Raw genomic sequence first — 6638 nt, 5'->3', positions numbered from 1 at the left:
TAAATAGCTTCAATAACCAATTTTACTTGTTTTACTTTTTGTCTTTTTTCTGTATATCGCGTACCATCCAAGTCCACTAGCTTCTCCTTTGCTTTCCGGGTTTCCAAAGAGATGAAAGCAGGTCGAGGAGTTTTGTGGAATCTTCATTATACCCAAAAACTTGAGGGCAATGTCGGTCAAAAGCAGCATGAAGCATCGTTCTTCTGATTGCGATTTTGGATCTTTTGCATAGATAAGACGCAAAGGCCCGTAAGAAAGTTTTAAAACTCCCTGTATACTTAGCAAATTAGCACTGTTTGAAGCCCCGGGCAAATGGAGACCGGCTTCAACTTTGTAATTATTATCTTTGCCTCCCAGTGTAGACCAGGCCAGAAGCAGGTCTGCATTCAGTCCTACTTTGCCTGCGAGTTCTCCAGGGGTCCCCAGATTCAAACGAAACTTTAACCCGTACCAGGTTTCTTCGTCAACTCCATTGAGCCGCAAATTTTCTGTAATCATCTTCAAATAACCTTTTTTAGTAGGCGTATTGTCCTTGCCCTCTCCGCTGACAAGGTCCTCAAGCTCCAGAGCAAACGATTCGTACAGGCTGTTTTCCCGAATTGTGCTTGAGTCTAGATCGAAGCGGATTTCATCTGTGTTAAACTCAAAATTGCGGTCTTCAGGTTTGTCGGGAGGATAGGCCATTGCCAGGCCAAGATTGGAAAAGTGAAGCCCTGAACGCGGTTTTTTTCCGTCGGTGCTGCCAAAAGAGAAAAGATCAATATTTAAGGAGTTGGGATCGCTCTCCGGCCCAGTCCTAAGTGTTGCAAAATCCAGGTAGCCGGTCAGGCTGAACCACACTTTTGTACAATCAGCAGTAGCTTGCCGGGTATTCATCTGGGCAGAGGTGATCTCAATTTTGTTAAACACATTGTTGTCGACCAGAAAAGTGTAGGTATGGTCCTTAAGCGAGCCAAGACCATAAACGGGTGCACCATCGTGCTCATGGAGAGTTCCGCACAAAATGATTGAATTATAAATATTGCCGCCTTCGCCCATTGCGGTTACCTGACTGCCGAATAACTTGTTCAATGTTAGTTGGGCATAGCTTTGAAAGTTTTTGATCGACGAATTTTCAAACAGGACTTTTAGCGTCAGCAGGCGAAAATCATAGTCTGATCCTGTATTGGAAGCTACGGGTTGTTCGGACTTGGAATCATACGCCGGGTCACTGTAGTAGATAAGGCCGTAGACTGAGGTGGAATCCTTTAACTCTATAACGTTTTCATTAAGGACTATCTGGCCGGTTTCAATGGCTAAGTGATGGGCATAGAATTGAGAACGATCATTGATTCCAATGACTGCGCCTTTCAACTGTTCAGGTAACTCTGCAATATTAGCATGTAATATTAGGATACCTGTCCAGTTTTCATCCTGAGCAATTTTATTAAACTTTTCAAAATATAGTGATTCAGTATCGGAACTGGTTTTTTCTGCTGCATTACTAAAATAATCAAGTAGCCATTTGGATAGAGGAACTAGTTCATCCATCTTACCATTGGGAGCAGCGAAATCTTCCTTCTGGGTCCATTTTTCCGGGTTTGCAACTAGAGCCGGGTTTGGACTCGAGCTTGTTTTAGGGTCATATGTTGGATCGAATAGTTTGCCTTTTACCCCTTTGACTATGATAACATTGGCGTAATCGCCATAATGGCAGTTTTTTCCTACTTGAACGGTCAGAACCCAATTTTCGATATTAAGCTTATTATTAAAAGCTGACTCCGTGTCCTTGACCACTTGATCGCTGCTCATTTTTCCCAAAAAGTTAGAATTCGCGATAACAAGCATAGGATCGGCAGTCTGAAATGCCTGTTTGAGTTTAGGAGAGGGAAGTTGAAAGGAGAGTTGGGTTTCCTCCGGCTGGGTTAATTGGGCAAGAAGGATTTTGGCCCACTCTCCGTTATCATTAATAGTCACTAGCCAGCCGGATGGTGTAGTGACATTGAATCCATTCACACTGTCTATAATAAGAGGTTGATGACCCAGTGCAGACGGAACTGACTTTCCGGTGCCGATTTTTGCTCTTCTGATGGGTGATAAAAATTGCCGTTCAAATAAACCGATTAAACTACTACCAAAATTACGTTGCCCGTCCCCAGGTGAAACTCCAGCATAGGGGATCATTGGAAAACACAATACAGCCTCAGAAAGTTCTGTTCCAGGATGCATAGATCCTAACAGGTTCTTATACTTTGGATTGATGACCTGATCCTGACCATAGAGAAGTGCGCCTTTAGGTTGAGCTACATAGACAGGCTTTTGGGAATCATCTTGAGCGGAAACAACGGTTACCCATGAGGTAATAAACGTATCTTTAAGCATCTGGTCGGTAAGATCAACGGGTGGTCCCACTGGAGATGCCTGCAGTAGTGGATAACAGTAGCCGTAGGATGGTTGAGATCCAATAAATCGCAGGCGATCTCCTTCGTACTCTTCAGAAACAGGTTCGAGGGAGATATACTCATTGCCCTGCAAGCCGCACATAATCTGCGATCTTTTGCTTGAAGGTGCGATGGGTGCTGAAACAACGAAGTCTCCCAGAGGGGTGACATAGAGATTGCTTATGCCCAAATTCGTTCCTTGAGCGAAAGCAAGGGCTGCGACCATATCAGATTCAGAAAGTGTCACTTGCTCGACGCAAATGGGACATAGGGTAACTCCGGCTCCAGTGGTAGTTCGGTAATGAGATTTAAGGCTTATTTGTTGTTGCTCTTTTAGACCTTTCGAACCGGCATTTGTAAGGGATTTGTCAGTGAATTTCAGTAGTGTTCGGAAACGCTCTTCCAAACGTAGCTTTTGGGAATCAAGCATATAAGGGAGCGTTCTATTGAAAACATCACTTGGATCAAATACACAGGAAAAAGAAATTAGATCAGCACTATCATTAAGCAAACTAGGTTCTGCGAAAGGTATCCATTCGGTAAGAAAGCTGTTGTCAGAGCCTTTGTTAGGATTAGGAACTTGAAACTGAAACCCCCAGAACCATTTATCGTGAAGAAAAGTCGATGCAATTTGCACGTCAAAAGCAATGCACCCTCTTTCCGGTCCACTGAACTCTAGCTTTCCGGTGCTACTATTTCCAGGGATTTTTGGAGGTGCTACCGGGCCATCAAAATAGATATTATAGATAGTATAACCCTCTTTATTCTTGAAATAAAGTGTCTCGTTATCAAGGGAAATTAGCATCCCGTTGTCAATGATAAAGGAAATGCCTGTTCCTTTTCCAAAAGACATATTAAGGGCGTAATTTATTTCTCCTTCCTCTGTGTCAGTCCTTTTCTTAAAGCCAAAACTTGGTGGATCGCTTGAATTATTGCCGGAAATAACATCTTCAGACAGCCAGATAATTCCTCTGGAAATTCCCCGCGCACTCAAAGAATTTCGAACCAGGCTGACAAGAAAACGTGCATCCTCTGCGTTTGCAAGGGATGGGCGCACAGAACTGAAAATAAAAGATGCACTCAAATTGTTATCAGTCCAAGCATCAGATAAGGACAATGAGTCTCCTGGCACCAGTTTATTTGGTGCTAAAACGGCTGCAACCCATCCTCTATCATTAGGTTCTTGCTGGCCCTCAAATAGTTCAGGTATATAGCATTTTGAAAAAAAAGTCATTCCTATCTCCCTCATGATTCCTTGAACTCACCTTTTATATTATTTAAAGGCATGAAAAAAAATAAATTTCCCAAAAAGGATAAATTAGGGAGATTTATTTAATTCCCTCTCTTTTTTTGAAGGTATTAATCGATTTTGAATGTGCTTACGGCAGCAATCGCAGTCTGGCAAGTTGGCTTATTAGTTTTTTCATTCCATCCGCTCATCATGAACGCCAGAGTATATGTTACACCGGTTACCAGTGTAACATCGTTGAAAGTTACGGAACCTTCATCACCGTCTATCGGAACGGCAGACACTTGGTCGTAAATGGGATTCAGGTAAGGATTAGTTTTGCTGCGCCACAATGCCGCCCATGCGCCATTTGTCTTCGGCAGCACACCTGGGGTTACATTAAAGTTTACATTAATGCTAGTTCTATTCACCTGAGGTGCAATTTTGGTTGAAAAATACTGAATTTTAGATGTATCTTTCTGCGACCCTTGGGGTAGATAAGCCGTAGCGCAGACATTGCCGTATTTTATAAAATTATCTGTTTCACCGCCCACTGCATATCCGATTATATAGTCATTCTTCCCCATATCAAGATTGTTAAAAACTACAGATCCCTGGCGTGATGTGCCATTGATTGCCTGATGCTGCTGAGGCTCATCTCCCCAGGGAACTGTATCTCCTGCCTGCCATAAATATACACAATTGCCGAATTTGCCTGGCTGATTGCTGTTTGGTGTCACATAATCAATCGTAACTGTATCACCAGTACTTCCAGGAATAATGTCAAGAGTCACATTTTGTGTAGGATCCATTGCTTTTAGTAACATTTGTTTCCTCCAAGAATTCCTCTATTTGTGATTAAAACCTATATTGTAATGCTTCCTCTGGTTGGAAATATCCCATCGTCATTATTCACTTTGTCCTGATTAAAAGAACAGTTTTTCAGCATCTTTTTTTCTCATAATCGGGATACTTCCTACTACTGACTTTTCAGTTCAATTGCTTGAATGTTATATAGAAAATATATGTCAGGTCATATAATACTTACTAATGATGTAATAAACTTATTAAGTTAAATGCTTTATGGATTTATAATGAGAGCATAAATAGTGTACCAATAGCCTGGTATCCTTGTATGAACCAGAAAATTTTCTCTCAATATCATTATTAAAAAATACAAAGATATGATCTTGGTTACAGATCATTTAGACTTAGTTTTAGCCAAAAAATCGTAAATTTATTGCCCATTATATAATACTTCTCAAGTATATAATAAAGTTAAAGGGTTTACAATTTCGTTTCCTATTTTGGAGGTAACGTTTCAATTAGTACACATAGTCCACTCATCCCAGTTTTAGAAATATGTAAGGACTTTTCATTAAATCTTCATTTACCTTCTCACACTTTGTTCTCTATGCAAAAGAATCAACTACTAACAGTAAGTGGTTGAACTTCCAATAAGTCATAAATAGCTTCTATTTTTTGTACTATAGATAGAAATGAGGCATGCAAATTACTATGCTACAAAACAAGGGAACGCACGGCTTTTTATGTGAAACACTGTATAAACTTTTATTATTATACAGAAATTATTAACTTTTTGAAGAATGTACGCTTTGATATTGATGAAAAGTACTGTTTGAACTTTATGAAATTGACGACAATGGTTATCACGTTTAACACATTCATTCTTTTATTGGTGCTGAGCCAGAATTAAAAAACAGGCTTGAGGTCATGAACTGAAGGATAATGTAGGTTATATTGGAACTGTGGGAGACGAACAACTTGCAATATAATCAAAATTGTACTGATATTGGAAAAAACAGGAAGAAAAGAAAGCATATAAGCAAAAGAAAATGCTTGATTTTCAATAAATACTTTATTCGAAAATCAGCAGCGAGAACATGACCCTTGCTTGCAGAGGGGTGCACCAGCGCAATTTTAGTTTATTGATATTTTGGTTTCATATATGGTTTACTTCGTTAGTTCTAAAGCTTTTTGCCGCTTAACGAATCTGGCTCCCATCTCAAAGGCTTTCTGGCAGTCCTGTGGAAACACTTCTTTTCGCTTTTTTTCCTTTTCCTGAGGATTGAAGACAGAAGAAACATATTTTGAATAATCATCAAACTGGTATGTGTCGGTACTGTATAATGATTCGGAATACCCGAATATCCTTGTTGCAACCCATTCATTTGACTCAATAAGTTTATTAATCCCAACCAGCTCAAAAATGTCCTTAGTGATATTCATTGTGTAAATAAAACCAACAGGAATATTTCTGGGATAAAATGTCTGTATGTCAATAGAGTAAGTTATATACGGGAATATATAGCGCTCCATAAAGGACCGCATTTCTCCTGTCGCATTCCCAAGGTAAATTGGCGATCCGAGTATAACTGCATCGGCATCCTCCAGCCTTTCCAGCACAGGTGTCAGCTCATCCTTTACTGCGCACTTTCCAAAGCTTTTTCCACCTTTTAATTTGCAGGCAAAACAACTTATGCAGCCTTTAAAATTGAGGTCATAGAGGTGGATTAATTCGGTTTCTGCACCCTCCGAAGCTGCACCTTCAAGAGCTTTTTCCAGAAGGGTGGCTGTGTTCCAGTTCTTTCGAGGACTTCCGTTTATTGCTATCACTTTCATGACTTTACCTCTTGTTTTCAATCTCTTTTGTGCACTTATATTCGTAACGTAGGTCTGAATTTTCTGTATGAGATCACTAGGTTATAGAGTTCACTATGGTTATAGGACTCACTAAGATTATAAATTTCATTACATATTTTTACGGCAGTCTCTCATAGCCAAACACAAAAAAACTTTGAAAGAAAGCAGTTGTTTAAGAAATCTTTCTCAATAGTCGAAGTAGTGAGTTTTGACCGAAAAGCTGCAGAGGAAGAGAGTACTATAATGGGTAGGCTGTTGAGCCCTTTGAAATTTTTCGAGCTAGATGTTTTGGTTTACTAACCTGTGTTTTCTCGGTTTACAAGTAA

General features: G+C 40.0%; 3 protein-coding genes. All 3 read right to left on the bottom strand.

Going from position 1 to position 6638, the window contains the following annotated elements:
• Positions 1-9 precede the first annotated feature (9 nt).
• Positions 10-3654 carry a hypothetical protein gene (locus tag ASJ81_RS21180; RefSeq protein ID WP_095646096.1) on the bottom strand — a complete coding sequence of 1215 codons (3645 nt, stop codon included), beginning with the start codon at positions 3652-3654 and terminating at the stop codon, positions 10-12.
• A gap of 125 nt (positions 3655-3779) precedes the next feature.
• Positions 3780-4475 (bottom strand): hypothetical protein, encoded by a 696-nt coding sequence (locus tag ASJ81_RS21175; RefSeq protein ID WP_095646095.1) that lies wholly within the window; start codon positions 4473-4475, stop codon positions 3780-3782.
• A gap of 1147 nt (positions 4476-5622) precedes the next feature.
• Positions 5623-6291, bottom strand: a complete 669-nt coding sequence (locus tag ASJ81_RS21170) for a flavodoxin family protein (protein WP_095646094.1) — start codon at positions 6289-6291, stop codon at positions 5623-5625.
• Positions 6292-6638 lie beyond the last annotated feature (347 nt).

The organism is Methanosarcina spelaei (genome assembly GCF_002287235.1).
Taxonomy (GTDB): Archaea; Halobacteriota; Methanosarcinia; order Methanosarcinales; family Methanosarcinaceae; genus Methanosarcina; species Methanosarcina spelaei.
Note: the sequence above shows the minus strand (reverse complement) of the source record. Positions and strands in the feature narration are given on the sequence as shown.

What these genes read in the sequence shown, in the direction of transcription:
- ASJ81_RS21175 (WP_095646095.1), bottom strand. Translation starts at nt 4,475, where the DNA reads ATGTTACTAAAAGCAATGGATCCTACACAAAATGTGACTCTTGACATT.
- ASJ81_RS21180 (WP_095646096.1), bottom strand. Translation starts at nt 3,654, where the DNA reads ATGACTTTTTTTTCAAAATGCTATATACCTGAACTATTTGAGGGCCAG.
- ASJ81_RS21170 (WP_095646094.1), bottom strand. Translation starts at nt 6,291, where the DNA reads ATGAAAGTGATAGCAATAAACGGAAGTCCTCGAAAGAACTGGAACACA.